This is a genomic window from Luteibaculum oceani (genome assembly GCF_007995015.1).
Lineage (GTDB): Bacteria > Bacteroidota > Bacteroidia > Flavobacteriales_D > Luteibaculaceae > Luteibaculum > Luteibaculum oceani.
In genome coordinates this window covers 288,959-307,464 of record NZ_VORB01000001.1, presented here as the reverse complement: position 1 = coordinate 307,464, position 18,506 = coordinate 288,959, and the positions used below count along the sequence as shown (strand labels likewise).

Sequence of the window (18,506 nt, the reverse complement as noted above, 5' to 3'; positions counted from 1 at the left end):
GGTTATTTTCCAGTATGTCCAAACCCACCACTTCCGCGTTGGGTTTCGTCTAATGATTGTGTTTCTTTCCAGTTAAACTGTTGGTATTGCGCAATTACCATCTGTGCAATTCGCTCTCCCGAATTAATTTCAAAAGAAGCTTCCCCATGATTTATAAGTAGCACCTTAATTTCTCCACGATAGTCGGCATCTATGGTGCCTGGACTGTTAAGAACGGTAATGCCGTGCTTAAATGCCAAGCCGCTTCGCGGTCTAATTTGCGCTTCGTACCCAGAGGGCAGTGCCATATAAAGACCTGTGGGTATTAAGGCTCTTTCACCTGGATTTAGCGTTATGGGGCTATCTAAAGAGGCCCTTAAATCCATACCCGCACTACTTTCGGTTTCGAACTTTGGTAATGGGTTATTCGATTTATTAATTACGCTTATTTCCATGTCTAAAAATCAACTTTTCTTGAAAACAAAAAACGGCAATAAAAACCAATAATAATAATCCCTTCAAAGCAAAATGGAGATCGGGAAGGATATAATGTCCAATTAAAACGATAATTATTGCTAAAGTGAAATTGACTCCTATTTTTTTAATCTGATAGGGGACGAAATAATGCTTTTTGGAAATGGTGAAGGAGGCGATTGGTAAAAATGCATAGACAATTAAGGTTGTTATAGCAGCTCCCAAATATCCGAAAATTGGCACCAAAGCAATATTACCAAGTAGGGTTATAACCGCAGCAACAAGAGCAATTCCTGCACCCAATTTTGTTTTATCAGAAAGTTTATACCACATGGAGATCTGAATGTGCAGGGCTAAAAAGCAATTTGCTAGAAGTAGGATGGGAACTATATGTAATCCAGCCCAATATTCCTCGGTGCGGATAAACCATTTAAAATAATCGATGTAAATACTCACCACGATAAAAACAAGCAAAACGAATCCTACCAGGTAATTGAGAATTTTAACCATGGAATCATCACTTCTATCCTTAATCTGCTTAAAAAACAAAGGTTCTGCCGCATAGCGAAATGCCTGCACGCAAATGTTTATAAGCAAGGATAGTTTGTAACAAGCTCCATAAATACCAAGCTGGTACAAAGCGGCTTTCATTCCAATTTGAGGTGCCAGTATAGATTTTAGCATAGCCCTATCGGCCACCTCATTAATTAAACCAGCAAATCCAGCGATTACCAATGGCCACGAGTATTTGAAGGCGTTAATCCACAAATTTTTATCCCAATCTAGTGGATTGGGCAATCCTCTGAGGCTTAGTAATAGCCATTTAATACCCGACGAGAGGATATTCGCAATAAACACGTAACCCACCCCAATGCCTGGGTTAAACCATTCTCCTAAGAACATGTCAGAATTTCCGTTTTGGTACTCTGGGAACCAATAGAGAAAAAAGAAAAGGTTTAATCCAATGTTGGTAAGGATACCTACGGTGTTAATAGCGACAAAAACAAGGGGTTTTTCTTTATGCCTCAGCTTCACCAATGGAATGGCTGAGAGCACATCAAAAGCAATAATTAGGGCAATCCAACCAATAAATTCTGGATTACCAGCATAGCCTATGCCACTCGAAATACTAGATTGAAAGGCAAAAACTAAAATTAAAAACAGGCTGGTACTGGCGTATAAACCCGATTGCAGGGTGTGAAAAACCTTTTTTTGGTCGTTTTCTTGAACAAACCTAAAGTAGGCGGTTTCCATACCGTAAAGCAGAACCACCAAAATGAAGGCAACATATGCGTATAACTCGGTAATTACCCCGTAGCTATCGGGCATGAAAACACCAACATGTACGTATGTAAGCAGGAAATTAAGGGTTCTCGAAAGAATATTCGGAACCCCATAAATTGCAGTTTGTTTTGCAAGTTTTCTTACAACCGACATGTAGTTTTAGTCGAAATTAGGCTTGCGTTTTTCTAAAAATGCACCCGTTCCCTCCTTAAATTCTGGGGTGCCAAAACAATTTCCAAAGTGTTCAATTTCTTTTTCTAGACCGTGGTTTTGAAACTCATATCCGGCATTAACCGCTTTAATTGCTTCGGCAATTGCGTTTCCTGAATTTCTGGTAATTGCTTTTGCAGATTTCTTACCTAGTTCCAAAAGGTCATCTGGAGCAACAACATCATTTACCAAGCCCATTTCGCAAGCTTCTTTGGCGCTCACCATTTTAGCTGTAAAGATCATTTCCATCGCTCTTCCTTTACCAACAAGTTGAGGAAGCCTTTGGGTTCCACCGTAACCCGGTATTACGCCTAATCCAACCTCTGGTAAACCTAGTTTGGCATTTTCCGAAGCAAATCGGTAATGACAGCTCATAGCTAGTTCTAACCCACCACCTAGTGCAAATCCATTAATAAGTGCGATAACAGGTTTTGTAAGGTTTTCCACCTTGTTAAACAATTGGTTATGCCCTCTACGGCTTAGTTCTGCACCTTGCTCTTTTCCAAAAGAGGCAAATTCTTTAATGTCGGCTCCAGCTACAAAGCTCTTCTCTCCGCTTCCCGTTAATAATATTGCTCTTACCGATTTGTTTTGCTCCAAGGTTTCAAAACAGTTACTTAATTCAGAAATGGTTTCAGCATTTAGGGCATTAAGTTGTTTTGGTCTGTTTATGGTAACTAGAGCTACCTTATCTTCAATTTCTACTAAAACGTTATTGTATTCCATCAATATGGTTATTTGTATAGGTTATTGTAAACTTGCTTCCTTTATTCGGGGTCGAAATTACACTAATCTTAGCATCTACCATATTTAGCATGTTTTTAACCATGGCGAGTCCAAGCCCCATTCCCGATGTTTTGGTAGTGAAATTCGGTTCGAATATTCGTTGTATTAATTCAGCGGATATTCCCACACCATTGTCCGTTATCGAAATGGAAATTTCATTGTCTATTTCTTTCGCAACGATCTTAATTATGGAGTTTTGGTCTTCTCGCTTGGCTTGAATGGCATTTTTAAAAAGGTTGGAATAAATCCTTTTAAAATGGTTCCTATCTTGATAAACCTGTAGGTGATCTGGAATTTCTAAATCAATTATAACATCCATGCTTTCGCTGTAAAGCGCTGCAATTTTTTCCATCTCGGGTTTTAACGCAATGATTTCTGGATTGCTTTTTTCCAAAGAGGCATAGTTGGAAAACTCATTTGCGATGTTCTTAAGTAATTCCGTTTGATCTAAAACTGTTACAATGAGTTCTTCGGTTTTTAGTTTAGCCTCATTTTGCTCCAATTGACTTAGCTTCATTTGCAACCACTGAGCTTTCAATTTTAACGGCGTAAGCGGATTTTTAATTTCATGGGCAACTTGTTTTGCCATCTCGCGCCAAGCACCCTCTCTTTCCTTTTCCGCAATTTTATCTAACAGGGTATTTATCCTCGAAACTTTTTGGTTGTATGCCTCTACCAGAGAACCAATTTCATCAGACTTGTCATAGTGCAGGGTGGTAAGCTCGTCTGTAGAATTTTGGTTCATTAATGCATTTTCTACCCAAGTGAATGAGCGCGTAACTCGCGATGAAAGAATTTGACCAATTAACAAAGCAAGCGTTAGAGTAATTAGAAGGGTATTTAAGTAGGATGCAGAGTACCCCTGAAGTTCTTTTTCTAAAATTTGTTGTTGCTCGAACAGTGGGATATTTAAAATAGCAATAAGAACTTTTCCTTTACCGTACAGGGGTACATAGGCATTTTTGTAATCTAATTCTCCTATAATTTCGTCTTGAATTACAATTCGTTGTTCCTCAATAACAGTTTTAAGGGTATTAAAATTAAGTAGTGAAGATCGAAAACCTTCTTTGTACAACAAGGGTTCACTACTAGCGATTAGGGCCCCTTGCGTATTGTAAAGGGTATAATCGGTTTTGTGTTCTTGAGCAATTTTGGTAAGCCAATTTTCTAACTTAATGTTATTTCCAGCTAGGATTTTACTTCTCCATTCGGGGCGTTGGTTAAAAGCCTGCTTTGCCACTTGAGCCTGCTGTAAAAGAGCAGTTCTGTTTTCATCATCAAATTGGCGAGTAAGGTTTTGGTAGCCCAAGTAGCCTATTAATAAGCTGGTTATAACACAGATGGCAATAAGCGAGTATCCTATGCGCTGGGCTAATTTTGTTTGGCTTTTGGATAGTATAAAATTGCCGATAAAATTTATAAAGAAGAGAATCAGAAATATGGATAACGCAAGCTGAACGAGTGTAGTAATCGCCTTTGGGTAGGATACAAAGGTTGTTCTGCTTTGGTATCGGTTTACCAGGAATTTATGGTCAGATGATTCCATTTTACCTTTAAATCGTTCCAAGGCAAGCTTATCTATAACTGTTGGCGGATTGTAGTAAGGGGAGCAATCCTCTAGTATATTATTGTTATAACTGGCAAAAGAAAATCTATTGTCTAGATTAAGTTGCCAACTTTCATCTGCAAGTAAATCGGGGAATCCTGTTCTGGTAAAAGAGGATTGATCTTCAAGCCAATAAGTGCAACTTGGCAGGGAGATAAATATTGAATCGCCAGATAAAAAGGGACCATCAACACCCTTGTTAGGTGCTTTAACGGGTTCGTATTTATCCAGATAAGCTACTAGGATTTCTGAACGAAGAAACGATTCACAGTCTGTTTCATTTTCAAGGGTTTTAGCCAGATGTTTTTTCCTTTTCCACTCTTCCTGAAGCAAATACCAGCTTAGTGGTGTCTCATTATACTGGGATAAATACTCTGAAGCAACCTGTCCTTTGTTGTCTAACTTCTTTTGGGCGTATTTGGTACTACTGTAACCCATGCCTAGTCCTAAAATTATAATGTAGGCGGCAGTAGCCCATCCCTGCTTTGGTATGTATAAAACTGCTATCAGGGCTAATATGGTCCATAGAACATGTAGCATATCTACAAATCCATAATAATCGTTGATCACTGTTGTAAGCATGGTGGTAACCACTACGAAAACTCTGTTAGTGCGGGGTGTACTTTGCAGTCCTCTTAGTTTTTTGACAATTAGGTAGAAAATCAGGGCCAGCAGAAGAATTGTAATCCAAAAGTTAACCCCTTCCTGGGCGATTACCACGGGTATGTTTACCTCGGGAAATAGTTCACCGTCTTTTATCAAAGATGGAAAGGCAAGAGGTACCGTAATAGCAATTGCACAGGCAATAAATTTGGTGGACCATTTATTTATTGAATAGCGAATTAATAAACACATTAAAAACAGCGCGTACCAAACATCAGCTATAGAGGTGAACCATGAGGAAGAAGCATAGGAAATGGGTTGAAAAAAGTAGCCCGCGTTCTCCAACAGATAATCAGGTATGCATCGCGCATAGACAATCCAATTGAGGATCAAAAAAAGGAAAAGAAGGATGTCATTTCGAAAGCATTTTGCTAAAATGATCTTTGCGATTATTAATAATAGACTGCACAGGAAGATCCATGTATGGTTAACCTGGTTATTGTTAATTTCCTGAACATATACTGTCTGATTATTAAAGGTAAGTGGTTTTGAATATGGGAAGGATTCTAGCGATGCCCGGTAATAGGGAGTGTCGTGTTTGATTTGTTCCGTATGGCGGTTTGAAACAGTGAAATTTCTAGAAAGGGTGAGAAAGGGTATTTTAACACCGTTTTGGTCCGATGCAACTGGAGGGTACAGGAAAAAAAGTCCATTGCTGGTTTCCGCAAAACCCGTTTTATAATTAGCAATATCTGTTGGGATGAAATTCCCACTCCAAGAGCTAATACGGCCGTTATTAATTATTAAATAGCCACTTGTAATTTCTTGTTCTAATAAGTTGGAAAGATCTTTCGGCTGTTGATTATTTTGGGTGCCGAGGATGCCCAAATAGAATGCCATCCACAAAATGGAAATGGCAATTGGAAACAGTAGTATTTGTTTGGATTTAGGCATAAAAAAAGGGGTTGACAGAATCAACCCCTCTAAAATAAATTTATTTAGTAGAATTAGTGTGCTACCACAATCGGGTGGTGCTCAACAAATCCTGCTTGATTAACCGCAATAACAATGTAATTACCGTTGCTCACTTCAGTAAGGTCAATGCTGTTGTTAACTAGTTTTATCTCTTGCTGCTTTCCTGAAGCATCCATGAGGATTACAGACTGAACTGGCTTGGTAAAGGTAGCTGTAGTTTTTACTGGGTTAGGATAGATTCCACCTTCAATTACGTTAGGACCATCGTACTCTGTAATAGAGGTAATGGTTGGATCTGTGTTGGTGTTAACTTCTTGTAAAGTATCTTCAGCCGCGTTGTAAGTAAGGCTTCCTAGTGGGAATTTAGATTCTGCACCGTAGAAGTTATACTCTACATTTGTAGAAGTCTCAGAGTTAAATTCTTGCCAAGCACATGGAAATCCTGGGATACCTGGGTTAATACAAAGCTCAAAAGTTTGGGTTTCTGTTACCGTAGCTCTTTCTCTAAGCACATCGTTAAACAAACCAGTGATAGACTTTAATGTACCAGACCCATCAAAAGCGGCTTGTCTGTTTCCGTCAATAGTAATTCTACCAGAATCGATTTGAGTTCCTTGGAAGTTTTGTCCTACATAAAAAGTAGCTTGTGCGTAATACGTATCGTTATAGCTAGAGTTAAATGCAGATGGGAACTCAACCAAAGTTTGCTCATCAGAATATTCAATTACGATGCTATCCTGAGCTACAACTCCTTCTAAAAAGATACCATTAGCATCTTTTCTAAAGAATACTTGAACGGTTCCACCACCTGGGCCACCTTGTTGCTCAATACCAATGGTAGCTGTAGGGAAGTTCTCGTTGTTTCTAATAAGCTCAGCTTCTCTGAAATTGGTAATGTTTTCGAAGTTTAAATCGAAATCAGAAATATCGTAAGACTGACCGCTTCCAGACTGTCCAGCAGAAATTCCGCTATTAGGTAGGGTGTCTATAGATAGATATTGTACATCTCCAGCACTGAACGTGGTGGATGGGTTAATGATGAATTGTGCATTTAGTGAGGTGAACGCACCAAATACGGCAGATAAAAGTAAAAGTCTCTTCATGTTATCGAATTTTGTGGTGCGAATATCTATAAACAAAAACCGCTAATCAAAGATTAATTGATTAGCGGTCGAAAAAGATGTTAAGCAAAGAAATTAGCCGTTAAGTGCCTCGGCACCAGCACAAATCTCAAGGATTTCGTTGGTAATGGCTGCTTGTCTTGCTTTGTTATACTGTAACTTAAGTTCTTTAAGTAATTCACCAGCGTTATCGGTTGCTTTATGCATCGCGGTCATACGTGCACCGTGTTCAGCTGCATGAGAATCTAAAAGTGCTTTAAAGAGTTGTAATTTAATCGCTTGAGGTATTAAAGAAGTAATAATTTCTTCTTTGCTTGGATTAAAAATGTACTCTGCACTAGATAAGCTCTCGTCAGACTTTTCTTCCGGTTGCATTGGAAGAAGTGTTTCGTCTTGCACGTATTGTGTAGCTGCATTTTTAAACTGATTGTAGATTACTCTTACTTCATCCACTTTTTCAGCTTGGAATGCATCCATTAGTTGCTGGCAGATATCCGCTGCATTTTCAAAGGTAAGCTCGTCGAAGATAGCGATAGGGTCGTAGTTAAATTCCTCGGTAGAAAGCTTAAACGGAGTCTTAGAAAAGAAATCGTTTGCTTTTTTACCTAAAGGCAACACCTTCACTTCGGCATGAGCGTTTGCTTCGATAACACTCTTTGTTGTTTTGATGACATTATTGTTAAAAGCACCACATAAACCTCTATTCGAAGTAATAGCTACAACGATGATTTTGTTTTTAGGACGCTCAACAGATAATGCACCTTCGGAGATATCAAGAGTTGCGGAAACATTTCCAATAATCTCCTTTAACTTATTGGCATAAGGACGCATTTGCGTAATTGCATCCTGCGCTCTCTTAAGCTTTGCTGCCGATACCATTTTCATGGCAGAGGTAATCTGCTTAGTAGAGTTTACCGATGTAATTCTGGTCCTTACTTCTTTTAAGTTAGCCATACGGTTAGGCTTTTATCTTATTTTTTGTACTTCGCTGAAACTTCTTTTGCAACTTTCTCTAGCACAGAAGTTAGTTCATCTGTGTACTTACCAGCCTTAAGCTGATCTAGAGTGCTGCGGTGTTCTAATTCAAGAACATTTAAGTAGTCTTTTTCGAACTCTTTTACCTTGTTTACTGGTACGTGGTTAATCAAACCTTTAGTACCACAGTAAATAATTGCAATTTGATGTTCTACAGACTGAGGAGAGTTTTGAGCTTGCTTAAGAATCTCAACGTTTCTTTCTCCTTTATTAAGTACTGCTTTTGTAGCTTCATCAAGATCAGATCCAAACTTAGCGAAAGCTTCAAGCTCACGGTATTGTGCTTGATCTAACTTAAGTGTACCCGCTACTTTTTTCATTGATTTAATCTGCGCAGATCCACCTACACGAGAAACAGAGATACCTACGTTAATCGCTGGTCTAACTCCAGAAAGGAATAATCCAGACTCAAGGAATATCTGTCCATCGGTAATAGAAATTACGTTGGTTGGGATATATGCAGAAACGTCACCCGCTTGAGTTTCGATAATTGGAAGAGCAGTAAGTGATCCACCTCCTTTTACTTTTCCTTTTAGAGACTCAGGTAAGTCGTTCATTTGAGCAGCAATCTCATCGGATGCAATCACCTTAGCAGCACGCTCAAGAAGACGAGAGTGAAGGTAGAATACATCTCCAGGGTATGCCTCACGTCCTGGAGGACGTCTAAGAAGTAGAGAAACCTCACGGTAAGCTACTGCTTGCTTAGATAAATCATCATAGATAATTAATGCTGGACGACCAGTATCTCTGAAATACTCACCAATTGCAGCACCCGTAAATGGAGCGTAGAACTGCATTGGAGATGGGTCAGAAGCATTTGCTGCAACAACTACGGTGTAATCCATAGCTCCAGCATCTTCTAATGTTTTAACGATACCTGCAACGGTTGAACCTTTTTGGCCAATAGCTACATAGATACAGAATACAGGCTCGCCTCTGTCGTAAAATTCTTTTTGGTTAATAATTGTATCGATAGCCACGGTAGTTTTCCCCGTTTGTCTATCCCCAATAATTAACTCACGCTGTCCTCTTCCGATTGGAATCATTGCATCGATTGCTTTGATACCCGTTTGAAGTGGCTCATTTACCGGCTGACGGTAAATTACACCAGGAGCTTTTCTCTCGATAGGCATTTCGAAAGTTTCACCTTCGATAGGTCCTTTACCATCGATAGGTTGACCAAGCGTGTTTACAACCCTTCCAACTAAACCTTCACCTGCTTTAATAGAAGCAATTTGCTTAGTTCTTTTAACTGTATCACCTTCTTTAATTCCTTTAGATGGACCTAATAATACAGCTCCAACGTTGTCCTCCTCAAGGTTAAGTACAATACCTCTTAATCCTGATTCAAACTCGATAAGCTCTCCAGATTCTACTCCGGTTAGTCCATAAATACGTGCAATACCGTCTCCAACCTGAAGTACAGTACCCACTTCTTCTAATTGCGCTTCAGATTTGAAGCCCGAAAGCTGTTCGCGTAAAATATTCGAAACTTCTGCTGGTTTAACCTCTGCCATAATTCTTTGCTTATTTAAAAGTTAGCAACGAAGGGGTTGTTTTTAAAATCCTTTTTTAATTTTCTAAAAGATCCCAGTACGCTGGCATCTATTTGCTTGTCGTCAAGTTTTACGATAAATCCACCAATTAACTCTGGATTTATTTGCTCCTCGATTTCAAGCGTCATTCCATCAGGTTGTACCCTAGATAGAATTTCTTTTTTCGTGCTCTCATCCAGTTTTACCGCAGAAATAATGGTTAATTTCTGGATGTCATTAGCCTTTCTGTAAAGGTTAGTGAAGGAATTGCATATTTCTAAAAGCAATGACTCTCTGCCTTTTTTTGCCAACAATTGGATGAATTGCAACGTAAGTGGAGAAATCTTCTCATTGAAAATTTCCGACAATATCTTAACCTTCTTATCCTCACGGATAATTGGGCTTTTCAAAAGCAACTCTAAATCTTTGTTCTCAGTAATAGCGCTAGCTACTAGCAAAACATCTGCTTTTACAGCTTCCGATGCCTTGTTTTCTTGAGCAAGATCTAAAAGTGATTTTGCGTATCTACTTGCAACTTTTATTTGACCCATAATGGTTTAGTTAAGGGTAACTTCTGATGCTAAATTTTCTGCTAACGCCTTCTGTTTATCGCTGCTGCTTAATTGCTCGCGTACAATTTTCTCGGCGATTTCGATAGAAAGACTTGCAATGTGGTTTTTCAACTCAGTCATTGCAGCAGCTTTTTCCATAGTGATGCTTTCTTTAGCATCAGCTACGATTTTTTCTGCCTCACTTTTAGCTTTGTCTTTAGCTTCAGTGATCATCTTATCTTGTAATGCCTTAGCCTGAGTAATAATCTTTTGACGCTCCTCGTTGGCTTCTCTCAGAAGTTCTTCATTGCTTGCCTTTAAAGAAGCCATTTCCTTTTTAGCTTCCTCAGCTGCTGCTAGTGCAGAACTAATACTTTCTTCTCTAGCGTTAACTGCTTCAAGAATTGGCTTCCAAGCAAAAACACGCAAGATTACTAAAAGGATAATGAATGCTACTGCGGTCCAAATCGATAATCCTAATTCTGGAGTAACTAATTCCATGATATTCTGAGTTGTTGTGTCTTAACAGTTTAAAGTAAACAAGGCCTGTAACCAATCGTTACAGGCTTTGTAAGTTTTCTTATGCTCCGAAGAAAGCAGATGCAACTACACCAAATAGTGCAACACCCTCGATAAGAGCCGCAGCGATAATCATCGCAGTTTGAATTTTGCTCGCAGCCTCTGGCTGTCTTGCAATAGCTTCAGTAGCAGAACTACCAATTTTTCCAATACCCATTCCGGCACCGATTACTGATAATCCAACTCCAATTGCTGCTAATGTTCCAGTCATGATTTACTGTTATTTGTTGTTTATAAATCCAATTTTAGTGGTGCGCTTCTTCGGTAGCCATACCGATGAATAACGCAGATAATAAGGTGAATATGTAAGCTTGTAGCGCCGCTACTAATAACTCAAGCACATTCATAAATACCATAAATGGAATAGAAAGTGCCGACATATACACCGACTTGAAAATAAATATTAGGGATACTAAGCTTAAGATTAGAATGTGACCTGCAGTGATGTTCGCAAACAAACGAACCATAAGTGCAAATGGCTTGGTGAAAATACCAATTAACTCCACTGGAATCATAATTACCCACATTGGTATCGGAACTGGTGGTGCTAAAATGTGACCCCAGTATCCTTTGTTACCAGATACATTGGTAATGATTAAAGTGAAAAGCGCTAATACCAAAGTAACTGAAATGTTACCTGTTAAGTTAGGCGCTAGAATTGGAATCAATCCTAGGAGGTTGTTAATCCAGATAAAGAAGAATACGGTTAACAAGAAAGGAAGGAATCTCTTGTACTTGTCTCCAGAAATGTTTGGTCTTGCAATTTCGTCCCTTACAAAAAGAACGATAGGTTCTATAACACCTGCAAATCCTCTAGGTACTAATCCGTTTTTCTTGTATGTACGGGCTACAGTACCCATTATAAGAATTAACAGAATGATAGATAACCACATAGAAGCTACGTTCTTGGTTATGGAAAGATCTAAAGGCTTAGCGTTTAGGTAATGTCCGTGGCCATCTGGAATTAACTCACCATTTTCATCAGCGATATAAATCTTACCGTGATTCATAACATAGGTGTTGTTACCTTTTGTAACGGGTGTAGTTCCGTGATGAAACTCAGATGACATGAAAATGTCAAGGTTACCATTGTGGTATAGAATTACCGGTAATGGCATACTTACAGGGTGTAAGTTTCCTTCTTCGTCTTTCACATCCCAGAAATGCCATTCGTGTGCATCGGCGATGTGGTGAAGAATCATGTCCTTCGGGTTAAACTCCTCTGAACCATGGTCACCTTCAGTCGATGAAGACGCGCTCACAGCGCTAAGTCCAACAAACAAGCTTAAAAAGCTGAAAAGGATTTTAAATGATACTGGTCTTCTTAACATTCCTTAAGATGGGCTTAAAATCGGTCGCAAAAGTAGGCAATAAATGCTTAAAAAAGATGCGCTTTACCTAATTTGTTTAATTATTGGGTTTTTGTTTTAGCATTTGAACCAGGTCGAGTGCTAAATACAGCAAGGAATTAAGCAAGATTAGAGGTAGGTATGTTTTTTTTTGTTCGGGTATTATTAGCATGGTTAATGCCACCAGAAACAATGCAATAAGAAAATAGAATCCTTGAAAAGCTAAAACTACTAATGGTGTGTTTATTCCTTTTTTGTGCAGTCTTGTTAACCCGAAATTCTTGCTTATACCATACAAGTAGAAAAAACTGGCAATGGCCAATTGAGGCCAAAGTATAGCGGGAAGGAAAATAGCGCTCAATAAAACACTAAGAGAAATCCAAGCAATTCCTCCGGTTAGAAACAGTTGAGAAGGCTTAGTCATGAATTGATGAAACTAGCGATTGAGATCCTTGATTAAGGAGTAAATGCCTGCGGCAACCCCCACAAGGCTCCCAGTCATGGCAAGCCATGGTTTTTCGAAACCGAACTTTTCATCCAACCACCTGCCGAAATAGAAAAAAAGTAAAATGGCTCCAACCACTTTAAAGGCGGAGCCAGTATAGGTAGCAAACTTCGCTTGAAGTTTGCGCTTATCTTCCTTTTCCTTATTTGGCTCTTGCAAGCTTGGGTTCTGTGTTGCTGCTAGGATCCTGAAGTAGGTCTTTAACCTTAGCACCCATTGTACAAGTACCTGTAAATACTGCTCCTGGCTCTATAGCCAATCTTCTTGAAACAATATCACCAGTTAATTTACTTGTGCTCTTTAAACTTAATAATTCTGAAGCTGTAATTTTTCCGTTTAGTGTACCCTCGATATCAGCGTTGCGACAAACAACCTCTCCCTCGATTACTCCATTAGGACCAATTACCAGTCTTCCCTGAGTAGTTGTTACTCCTTTAACAATTCCGTCGATACGGATGTTGCTTTCAGATTTAATTTCCCCTTCAATTACAGTACCCTCTACTATGCGGTTAAGCTTTTCTGGGTTACCGTTTTCCGATCCTTTAGCCATGTTTGACGTTTTTTTGTTCCCGAACATTCGAACAAATTTGTTTGCAAAGTTATGTAAAATGCTATACTACCAATGAAAACATTGGTTAATAATTATTTTCGAAGAACTTAAGGTAATTTTCGATATCCTTATTAACAAACAGCATTTTAAAGTTTTCCTCTGATATCGCGAATTGTTGGAAATTATTGCGCGAGATCACTCTTAATTCATTTTTATCCTTTATAAATGCTTGGTGGTATAGCTTTGCCTGTTCCTTGTTGTCTAATCCTCGTACTAATAAAATTGGTAGTTCGTTGGTTAAAAAGCTTACGCTTACATCCATTTTTTTATTCGAGAAAAAGCGCCCGTTAAAGTTAGCAACTTCCACCTTGGCTCTAGTGGTATTCATCGCTCCCTTGGGTATTACCACCAAATAGTAATGGGCTGAATTAGGTGTATCGGTGTAGTTCGAAGTTGTTGCAGCCAATTCTGGTTCCTTCTTTTCCTTTTCTGCAGCGGTAGAAGTGCTGTCGGTATTTGAGTTAGATGTTTTACTGTTAGCCATAGCTTTGCGCAATAATGCTAGCAAGCGTTCCGCTTCTTTCCCTTCTGGAGTACCCCTAAATTGCTTAGCTAAAAAGGATAGGGTTTGCTCAAATTCACCAATTTCTCTTTGTTCCGAATGAATTCTTGCCTTTAAAAAGTAAAACTTAGGGAGTAAATCCGATGCGGAATATTTGGAAATGCCCTCCAAGGTTATTTTCATAGATCTATCCAAACTATCTATTTGGTAGGCTAAATAAGCTTTGCTGTAATGGCTTTGAGCTTCTTTCTCATTGGCTTGTTTGCTGGCAACTCTATCCGGGTTTTTAATAATCCTAGCAAATTCAGAATCTGGGTATTCGTATAGGATTAAATCTTTGTAATAGTAGCTACTACTTTTGGTGTCAAAAGAGAAAAATTCCTTTTCCGAATTGGTCTCTTTTGCTAGGTACAGACGATATAACTGGTAATAAGCGGGTAATCTATAAACGGTAGAGTCGTAGCGAGCTAATAGATTCTCAAAAGATTCAATGGCATTATCTACGTCCTCGAAATTTTCTTTGTACACTAAACCAGATTGGTACAATGCAGATTTAGTTTCCTGCACCAACTTCTGTTTCTCTTTATCTGTTTTAGGTAAATCTTTCCGCAATTGGGCGTAGCTAGGAAGTCCTTTCAGTTCGCCAACAGGTTTGGTTTCTACGCTTAAACTGTCTTTTGCAGTCCCTGTGGTTGCAGGCCCGCTATTTCCGCCAATGCGCCAGTTGTCCTGCAGGGTTCTATCGCCCCACTTATCTTTAAATTCTTTGTATCCCTGAAGCTTGGCCTTGGCATTATAGAAGTACCAACTACCGCTGCTTTCTTTTTTACCAGCTTTGCTGGCCAATATCTTTTGGGCCTTTATCTCCTTTTCCCTCTGTTCCTTTAAAAGTCGTTCGCGTTCCTTCTGAATAATGTCCTCCAACTTCTTATCCTGTTCTTCGGGAGCTAGGTTAGCAATTTCAAGAATGCTATCGTTCTTCTGAATTAAGTTAAGGTGAACTACCAATTCCTGTAGGTTATTCGACTTGTTTTCAATTTCTTCGAATTCAGGATGTGTTTTTGGTAAAATCGCTAGGGTACTATCGTAATAGATAGATGCAGGTTGGTATAGTTTTTCGTTAAAGTAATATCGTGCTAAGCGATAAAACGACTTTCCCTTTTGCCGATTGTTGTTTATGCTACTCTTAATAGATTTCTGAAGGAATTCCACTGCTTCGGGATAATTTCTTTCTGTGAATTCTATCTCAGCTAAAGCATAGTAAATCTGATCTTGATACTCAATGTTCTTGTCGTCTTTAAGCAGTTTTTCAAGGTCCTTTTTAACGGAAAATGAATTTGCACTCCCCTGTACCGCAGTGGCCTGACTAATTCCCGCATTAAAAGCAAGTTCATAATTGGGACTTTTCTGCACAACTTTTCTAAAATCGGCTATGGCCTCATTGGCGTTTCCTAGTCGTTGATGCAATTGCGCCTTGATAAAATACATGCGCATCCGCTCATCCTTTTTTTTCTCTAATCCTATGGCATTTGAAATTCGAGAAATGGCTTCGGGGTAGGCTTTCGACTTAATATGGTAAAGCGCATTTACCTTTTGTCGCATTAGAGCGCTTTTTCGCTTTAGTTCTTGCTCTTTGTTTAAAATACCTAAGACCAAATTAGCCTTTTGCATTTCTTCCTGTTCTATGTGTGTTCTAACTAGCCAGGCCAAAGCCAAGGGCTTGGCATCTCCCTCCTTGTATTTTTTAGCAATAAAGTTGAACGTTGATGCAGCCTGGTCGAACTCCCCTTTGTAAAAATGGCCTATCCCTTTTGCTAGGTAATTGTTGTCTATCCATTTACAGTACTCCTTTCCGCCAATTTCCATACTATGCCTTGAAATAACTTTTTCAGTTTTTTCAATGGCCTTATTCATGTTAGGAAGTAGAGCACTTCTTTCTTCTTCTGTGGGGGCAGGAAAAATGGGAAGGGTTTCATCGAAATTTTCTTCTCGAGCCTCCTTATAGCTCCTTAGAGATTCCTTTATTTTTTCCTTGGCGTTAAAATACCCATTGTATCGCGCTGTAGTATTATGGTACGCCCTGTTTAAGAATGCCTTCTTTTTGGTAGAGCATCCTACAACTACAAAACAGATAAATAAAATGGAAGATATACGCCTCAATGAAATTGCTTTGGAACAACAACTCGCAAATATTCAAATTATTTTGTGGTTGGTACTAACATCTGCATTAATAAACGCGTGGGCTCAATGAAAAATGTAATATTTGCGATGTAGAAAGAAGAAATGGTTAACGATAAGGAAAAGGAAAAAAAGCAGCTCATTAAAAAGCTGAGGAATAGATATCGATTGTCCATAATTAAAGACAGCACATTCGAGGAGCGTATGTCATTTAGATTGACACCCATGAATGTATTGGTGGCATTTGTCTCTAGTTTTTTATTCTTAGGCTTCGCTTTTATTTCTATTGTGGTATTTACTCCCTTGCGCGAGTTTATTCCTGGATATACCGATACGGAGGTTAGACAACAAGCAATGCAAAATGCTTTGTTGGTAGATTCGCTGCACCGTGAATTAAAGGTGAAATCAAGATATGTAGATAACTTGGTATCCATTCTCAATGGAAACCCAAATATCGATAGCGTTAAATACGATTCCGAAACTGGTGAAGCTTTTAAGAATTTAGATTTCGAAAACAGTAAAAAGGACTCCCTATTTAGGTTGGAATTCGAAACTAGCGACCAGTATAGTCTGGGGGCTTCTCTCAAATCTAAGACTGGAGAGGTAAAATATTTTTTTCCACCGGTTAAAGGAATCATTACGGCAGAGTTCGAGCCAGAAAATAATCATTACGCGGTGGATGTAGTTGCTGCTGAAAATGAAATGGTGAAATCTGTTTTAGATGGAACGGTAATCAGCGCTACCTGGACAAGCGATGGTGGTTACGTAATTTCCGTTCAGCATAATGACAATCTAATTTCGGTGTACAAGCACAATTCGGTATTACTCAAGAAAGCTGGGGACAAGGTTAAAGCGGGAGAGTCTATTGCAATTATTGGAAATTCGGGAGAGTTAACATCTGGACCTCATTTACATTTTGAGTTGTGGAAAGAAGGGGCTCCAATCAACCCCAAGGAGTATATAATATTTAATTAATGGGTTTAAAATCTTGGTTTTCAAAGCTGTTCGCTAAGCGGGTCGTGCAAAAAATGTACGATGATGCTGCTATGGCCGTCCAGCATCAGGAGCAAATTTTAAGCTACTTGGTGGATAAAGGTGTGAAAACCGAGTTTGGTAGGGACCATCATTTTCATGCTATAAAATCCCACACAGATTTTACTCAAAAAATACCTGTAAGAGATTACGAGGGCTTGCGTAATTATTTCGACCGTGTTGTAAAGGGCGAAACTTCGGTATTGTGGCCGGGGCAGCCGGTATATTTGAGTAAGACCTCTGGTACAACTAGTGGTGCAAAATACATCCCAATAACTAAGGAGTCTATTCCAGAGCATATTAGTGCTGCCAGAAATGCGCTGTTATCCTATATAAATAATACTGGAAACGCCGCTTTTGTTGATGGCAAAATGATATTCTTACAGGGTTCCCCTGTGCTCGATAATAGTAAAGCAATTCCTACAGGTAGGTTAAGTGGAATTGTTGCGCACCACGTTCCTGGGTATTTGCAGAAAAACCGAATGCCGTCTTTTGAGGTGAATTGTATTGAGGACTGGGAAACTAAGGTGGATGCAATAGTGGAGGAAACCCTTAAGGAGGATATGCGACTTATTAGTGGAATTCCCGCTTGGGTTCAAATGTATTTTGAGAAATTAATTGAGAAGACGGGTAAGAAAACGGTTGCAGAAATATTTCCGAATTTCTCTTTACTGGTGTACGGTGGAGTTAATTTCGAACCCTATGCAGCTCGGTTTAGAGAATTAATTGGTAAGGAAATGCCAACGGTTGAATTATTTCCCGCATCGGAGGGGTTTTTTGCATTTCAAGATAGGCAGGATGATACAGGGCTATTGCTAAATACTAATGCTGGAATGTATTACGAGTTTGTTCCGCAGGAAGAATTAGATAAGCCACATCCAAAAACCCTCTCTTTAAGTGAGGTGGAGCTAAATGTAAATTACGCACTGGTAATTAGTTCTAATGCCGGACTTTGGAGGTACAACATAGGAGACCTTGTAAAGTTTACATCCCTGAGTCCATTTAAGATAAGGGTAACGGGGAGGATAAAACATTATACCTCTGCATTTGGAGAACATGTAATTGCGGAGGAGGTTGAGGGGGCTCTCAGCGAGACCTTGAAAAAGGATGTTGCCGCGGTAACAGAATTTACTTTGGCGCCCCAAATTACACCCGAGTCAGGATTACCATACCACGAATGGTTTATAGAATTCAATCGCGAACCGAAGGATTGGAATGTGTTTATCGAGAATTTAGATACGGCATTACAAAATAAAAACCCGTATTACCGCGATTTAATAGAGGGGAAAGTGCTATCTCCGCTAAAAATTACTTTGGTGGAAAAGGATGGATTCCAAGAGTTTATGAAAAAACGAGGCAAGTTGGGAGGGCAAAATAAAATTCCGAGGTTGGCTAACGACCGCAAAATTGCTGATGAACTAAAGGCTTGGTCGGTTAAAACAATTGCCTCATCTAATTTTTAGGTTGTTTCCAAGAAAATAAAAATAAGTTTATCGAATTAGATTTCCACTACTAGTTTATTTATTTGCAATGCGAAAATTTTTAGTTGAATTCCAAACCATTAATTTTTATAGGTTTGCAATGCAGTCAAA

17 protein-coding genes are annotated in these 18,506 nt (G+C 39.1%); 2 read left to right on the top strand and 15 right to left on the bottom strand.

What is annotated here, in order from left to right; translation table 11 throughout:
• Positions 1-2: 2 nt before the first annotated feature.
• The 15 genes from dut to porW form a co-directional block, all read right to left on the bottom strand.
• Positions 3-434: a dUTP diphosphatase gene (gene dut, locus FRX97_RS01335; protein ID WP_147012590.1), complete on the bottom strand. Its 432-nt coding sequence runs from the start codon at positions 432-434 to the stop codon at positions 3-5.
• The gene (locus FRX97_RS01330; RefSeq protein WP_147012588.1) at positions 415-1,890 is read right to left on the bottom strand and encodes a lipopolysaccharide biosynthesis protein; all 1,476 of its coding nucleotides are present in this window, start codon (positions 1,888-1,890) and stop codon (positions 415-417) included. The genes dut and FRX97_RS01330 overlap by 20 nt, the downstream gene beginning before the upstream one ends.
• A gap of 6 nt (positions 1,891-1,896) precedes the next feature.
• Positions 1,897-2,673, bottom strand: a complete 777-nt coding sequence (locus FRX97_RS01325) for an enoyl-CoA hydratase/isomerase family protein (protein ID WP_147012586.1) — start codon at positions 2,671-2,673, stop codon at positions 1,897-1,899.
• A complete protein-coding gene (locus FRX97_RS01320) occupies positions 2,660-5,896 on the bottom strand; it encodes a sensor histidine kinase (RefSeq protein WP_147012584.1) in 3,237 nt (1,078 codons plus the stop codon). The genes FRX97_RS01325 and FRX97_RS01320 overlap by 14 nt, the downstream gene beginning before the upstream one ends.
• Positions 5,897-5,949: 53 nt before the next feature.
• Positions 5,950-7,020: a T9SS type A sorting domain-containing protein gene (locus FRX97_RS01315; protein WP_147012582.1), complete on the bottom strand. Its 1,071-nt coding sequence runs from the start codon at positions 7,018-7,020 to the stop codon at positions 5,950-5,952.
• Between the two features lie 93 nt (positions 7,021-7,113).
• The gene (atpG, locus tag FRX97_RS01310; RefSeq protein ID WP_147012580.1) at positions 7,114-7,992 is read right to left on the bottom strand and encodes an ATP synthase F1 subunit gamma; all 879 of its coding nucleotides are present in this window, start codon (positions 7,990-7,992) and stop codon (positions 7,114-7,116) included.
• Between the two features lie 17 nt (positions 7,993-8,009).
• Complete coding sequence (gene atpA, locus FRX97_RS01305) at positions 8,010-9,590, bottom strand: F0F1 ATP synthase subunit alpha (protein WP_147012578.1); 1,581 nt, start codon at positions 9,588-9,590, stop codon at positions 8,010-8,012.
• A gap of 14 nt (positions 9,591-9,604) precedes the next feature.
• Positions 9,605-10,159 carry an ATP synthase F1 subunit delta gene (gene atpH, locus FRX97_RS01300; protein ID WP_147012576.1) on the bottom strand — a complete coding sequence of 185 codons (555 nt, stop codon included), beginning with the start codon at positions 10,157-10,159 and terminating at the stop codon, positions 9,605-9,607.
• A 6-nt stretch (positions 10,160-10,165) separates the two neighbouring features.
• Positions 10,166-10,660: a F0F1 ATP synthase subunit B gene (locus tag FRX97_RS01295; RefSeq protein WP_147012574.1), complete on the bottom strand. Its 495-nt coding sequence runs from the start codon at positions 10,658-10,660 to the stop codon at positions 10,166-10,168.
• 79 nt (positions 10,661-10,739) lie between these two features.
• On the bottom strand, positions 10,740-10,949 hold the full coding sequence (gene atpE / locus FRX97_RS01290) for an ATP synthase F0 subunit C (protein WP_147012572.1): 210 nt from the start codon (positions 10,947-10,949) through the stop codon (positions 10,740-10,742).
• A 34-nt stretch (positions 10,950-10,983) separates the two neighbouring features.
• Positions 10,984-12,069: a F0F1 ATP synthase subunit A gene (gene atpB, locus FRX97_RS01285; RefSeq protein ID WP_147012570.1), complete on the bottom strand. Its 1,086-nt coding sequence runs from the start codon at positions 12,067-12,069 to the stop codon at positions 10,984-10,986.
• Between the two features lie 76 nt (positions 12,070-12,145).
• Positions 12,146-12,511, bottom strand: coding sequence for a hypothetical protein (locus FRX97_RS01280; protein WP_147012568.1), 366 nt, complete (start codon positions 12,509-12,511; stop codon positions 12,146-12,148).
• Between the two features lie 12 nt (positions 12,512-12,523).
• On the bottom strand, positions 12,524-12,805 hold the full coding sequence (locus FRX97_RS12460) for an AtpZ/AtpI family protein (protein ID WP_147012566.1): 282 nt from the start codon (positions 12,803-12,805) through the stop codon (positions 12,524-12,526).
• Positions 12,735-13,169, bottom strand: a complete 435-nt coding sequence (locus tag FRX97_RS01270) for a bactofilin family protein (protein ID WP_223266536.1) — start codon at positions 13,167-13,169, stop codon at positions 12,735-12,737. Before FRX97_RS01270 ends, FRX97_RS12460 begins: the two co-directional genes overlap by 71 nt.
• A 58-nt stretch (positions 13,170-13,227) precedes the next feature.
• Positions 13,228-15,864 carry a type IX secretion system periplasmic lipoprotein PorW/SprE gene (gene porW / locus FRX97_RS01265; RefSeq protein WP_147012564.1) on the bottom strand — a complete coding sequence of 879 codons (2,637 nt, stop codon included), beginning with the start codon at positions 15,862-15,864 and terminating at the stop codon, positions 13,228-13,230.
• Between the two features lie 123 nt (positions 15,865-15,987).
• Here porW and FRX97_RS01260 point away from each other — a divergent pair, with 123 nt between their 5' ends.
• Both FRX97_RS01260 and FRX97_RS01255 read left to right on the top strand, forming a co-directional pair.
• Positions 15,988-16,857, top strand: a complete 870-nt coding sequence (locus FRX97_RS01260) for a M23 family metallopeptidase (RefSeq protein WP_147012562.1) — start codon at positions 15,988-15,990, stop codon at positions 16,855-16,857.
• The gene (locus tag FRX97_RS01255) at positions 16,857-18,377 is read left to right on the top strand and encodes a GH3 auxin-responsive promoter family protein (RefSeq protein WP_147012560.1); all 1,521 of its coding nucleotides are present in this window, start codon (positions 16,857-16,859) and stop codon (positions 18,375-18,377) included. Before FRX97_RS01260 ends, FRX97_RS01255 begins: the two co-directional genes overlap by 1 nt.
• Positions 18,378-18,506 lie beyond the last annotated feature (129 nt).

Bases quoted from the DNA above. Each gene is read 5' to 3' on its own strand.
- FRX97_RS01255 (WP_147012560.1), top strand. From the start codon at position 16,857: ATGGGTTTAAAATCTTGGTTTTCAAAGCTGTTCGCTAAGCGGGTCGTG.
- FRX97_RS01295 (WP_147012574.1), bottom strand. From the start codon at position 10,660: ATGGAATTAGTTACTCCAGAATTAGGATTATCGATTTGGACCGCAGTA.
- FRX97_RS01320 (WP_147012584.1), bottom strand. From the start codon at position 5,896: ATGCCTAAATCCAAACAAATACTACTGTTTCCAATTGCCATTTCCATT.
- atpE (WP_147012572.1), bottom strand. From the start codon at position 10,949: ATGACTGGAACATTAGCAGCAATTGGAGTTGGATTATCAGTAATCGGT.
- FRX97_RS01260 (WP_147012562.1), top strand. From the start codon at position 15,988: ATGGTTAACGATAAGGAAAAGGAAAAAAAGCAGCTCATTAAAAAGCTG.
- atpB (WP_147012570.1), bottom strand. From the start codon at position 12,069: ATGTTAAGAAGACCAGTATCATTTAAAATCCTTTTCAGCTTTTTAAGC.
- atpA (WP_147012578.1), bottom strand. From the start codon at position 9,590: ATGGCAGAGGTTAAACCAGCAGAAGTTTCGAATATTTTACGCGAACAG.
- FRX97_RS01325 (WP_147012586.1), bottom strand. From the start codon at position 2,673: ATGGAATACAATAACGTTTTAGTAGAAATTGAAGATAAGGTAGCTCTA.
- atpG (WP_147012580.1), bottom strand. From the start codon at position 7,992: ATGGCTAACTTAAAAGAAGTAAGGACCAGAATTACATCGGTAAACTCT.
- FRX97_RS01315 (WP_147012582.1), bottom strand. From the start codon at position 7,020: ATGAAGAGACTTTTACTTTTATCTGCCGTATTTGGTGCGTTCACCTCA.
- FRX97_RS01280 (WP_147012568.1), bottom strand. From the start codon at position 12,511: ATGACTAAGCCTTCTCAACTGTTTCTAACCGGAGGAATTGCTTGGATT.
- FRX97_RS01330 (WP_147012588.1), bottom strand. From the start codon at position 1,890: ATGTCGGTTGTAAGAAAACTTGCAAAACAAACTGCAATTTATGGGGTT.
- dut (WP_147012590.1), bottom strand. From the start codon at position 434: ATGGAAATAAGCGTAATTAATAAATCGAATAACCCATTACCAAAGTTC.
- FRX97_RS01270 (WP_223266536.1), bottom strand. From the start codon at position 13,169: ATGTTCGGGAACAAAAAAACGTCAAACATGGCTAAAGGATCGGAAAAC.
- atpH (WP_147012576.1), bottom strand. From the start codon at position 10,159: ATGGGTCAAATAAAAGTTGCAAGTAGATACGCAAAATCACTTTTAGAT.